Genomic DNA, 2,117 nt, shown 5'->3' with positions numbered 1-2,117 from the left:
GCAAGCAATAATTTATTTTCAAACAAAAACATACACAGGTTGTTCTTATTTAGAAAGCATGTAAAATAACGTTGTAACCTTTAATGATTGGGTAATAATTTATTTCATAAATAATAGGTTTTCTGTTTTTATTTAACACAAAAAATAAAAGCAATTGCATCTCCTCTATATTATTCAATCTTTTTTTGTTGCTTTAAATCCATTCCACATATAATGGTTTTTCCATCCATCCTAATTTGATTAATGAAATGTTCCATGATAAAGAATTCAATAAAACATCTACTCCCTTTTTTTCAATTCTCAAAGTAATAGCATCTTCTTTAATTTTTAGAAACCCATCCCGTTGCAAGTAAGTTTCTTGAACAGCCTCTGGACTAGAAATCTTGACTTTGTCCCAATTGAACATCAGCCCGTGTAAAAGACTTGAACAGAGGTCGATTTCTTCTATTGATATTTCTGAAATTGGAGATAAATGATTGGTTAATGGCAACCCTACAAATAGTTTGTTTAGCAATAATTCATATTCCAAAAAATCAATTCTATTGTAAACTAATTGTTGTAATAAATAAACAGATCTGTTCCTGCTTTCATTATCAGCGAATTCGTTGTTTTCTAAAAAGGATAATTCTTCAAATAAACGAGTGAAAAAAGGCCATAAAATCACCATGCCCGCATTGCGAATTACAATTTCTGATCCAATTAAATTAAAAGCGTCTTCATCAGTACTTTCATGTGATGCCATAGGTGTTTTTTATTTTGGTTAGGTTCATTTTGAATAAATAACAAATATTGTGTTGAAAAAAATATAACGATAAATGGTTTTTGTTATGACCACGTAATCTAAACTTTCCTAAAATGACGATATTTTAAAGTTAAAGATTCTATGGCTAATTGATTACTGGTGCTGTTAAGTTGTGCCAACTCCCATGATATTGGAAAGGCCTTAACAATGGTCCATGATGCGAGTATGCCTCCATTGGCATCCAATAAACTCAGTTTTATATCTTTTGGGTCAAATTTTAATCCTTCTAATGCATCACGACACCAGGTTTCCAATTTGGAATTATAGCTCAGGCAACGCTTTAAAACCAAGTTTTCATATTTAGGAGCCGTTGGAAGTTGGTGCACAAAACTGTTATTACCACCTTCCCTTATTTCTTCTGTACTTAAGGTTACATTTAACCCAGACACTTCTTGAAAAGCGCAATCCATTTCATTGAATCCTTCAAAATTTACTGAAAAATAAAACGCTGTTGGTGGTGTAAACTCTTGCTTAAAAAAATTGTTGTTGTCCATATATTTATGCATTAGCAATAGTCAAACCTTCATGAGCAATTTCAATAGTTTCAATGGCTACTTCACTACCATCAGATTTTAAATCGGTAGAACTAATCTTGGTAGGCCATGCATTGCTTAAGGTCCATGTCATCGTTGGATTTCCGCCTTCGTCTAACAATTTAATGACTACGTTTTGGCGTTCTATCGTATTCATTTTAATTTTAGTGTACCAATCCCAAAACGCATTATCCTTTGCAAACACACCTTTTTTTAAAGTTACGTTGCTGTTCTTTACCAATCCAGGCATTTTGATAGTTGAAAATACAGGGCTGTTACCATGCCTATATTCTATAGGTTGAGATTCTACATCCAATCCGCTTACTTCCTGAAAAGGAATATTAGTAGTACTTCCCCAATCTACCACAAAGTAAAACTTTGGTAAGGGCCAGTTATTGTCTTGTGCTTCTCCTGCCATAATCTTTGGTCTTTAAATTTTAGTATATATAAATATGTGAATAATAAATGATTTTTCCATCTTGTGTTTTCTCTTGAAACAGTTGTTCTGGAGAGGCGTTTGGCAAATTTTTAATAATTACATTTCCATGGCTTACCTCAGGATTATAGTTTTCTACTAATTGAAAATACTCATCAGTATATGCTTTTAATGGTAGTTTCTCTTTTAAAATGAATACCCTTGCTTCAGTATTATTATGTAAAATTTGTGTTTTATTTGAATTAAAAAAGGAACCATTTTCTTTATTAACAATGCTTAAGTTTTGAAGGTTTTGATAATGTGGATCTGCTAAAAAATATTTCCAAATGGAAGACCTATTTTTGAA

General features: G+C 31.6%; 4 protein-coding genes. All 4 read right to left on the bottom strand.

Annotation, left to right across the window (positions count from 1 at the left end):
• Positions 1-193: 193 nt before the first annotated feature.
• Entirely contained in the window at positions 194-742 is a 549-nt protein-coding gene (locus WBN21_RS05070; protein WP_424198199.1) for a contractile injection system tape measure protein, read from the bottom strand.
• A 98-nt stretch (positions 743-840) separates the two neighbouring features.
• Positions 841-1,296 (bottom strand): phage tail protein, encoded by a 456-nt coding sequence (locus tag WBN21_RS05065; RefSeq protein WP_424198198.1) that lies wholly within the window; start codon positions 1,294-1,296, stop codon positions 841-843.
• A gap of 4 nt (positions 1,297-1,300) precedes the next feature.
• A complete protein-coding gene (locus WBN21_RS05060) occupies positions 1,301-1,753 on the bottom strand; it encodes a phage tail protein (protein WP_424198197.1) in 453 nt (150 codons plus the stop codon).
• A 19-nt stretch (positions 1,754-1,772) separates the two neighbouring features.
• The coding region (locus tag WBN21_RS05055; RefSeq protein WP_424198196.1) for a hypothetical protein at positions 1,773-2,117 on the bottom strand (345 nt) is incomplete at its 5' end.

Origin of the sequence: Algibacter sp., assembly GCF_049667265.1 — a bacterium.
GTDB lineage: Bacteria > Bacteroidota > Bacteroidia > Flavobacteriales > Flavobacteriaceae > Algibacter_B.
This window is presented reverse-complemented; position numbering and strand designations above follow the sequence as displayed.

Coding starts and splice junctions, on each gene's coding strand:
- WBN21_RS05070 (WP_424198199.1), bottom strand. CDS start 742: ATGGCATCACATGAAAGTACTGATGAAGACGCTTTTAATTTAATTGGA.
- WBN21_RS05065 (WP_424198198.1), bottom strand. CDS start 1,296: ATGGACAACAACAATTTTTTTAAGCAAGAGTTTACACCACCAACAGCG.
- WBN21_RS05060 (WP_424198197.1), bottom strand. CDS start 1,753: ATGGCAGGAGAAGCACAAGACAATAACTGGCCCTTACCAAAGTTTTAC.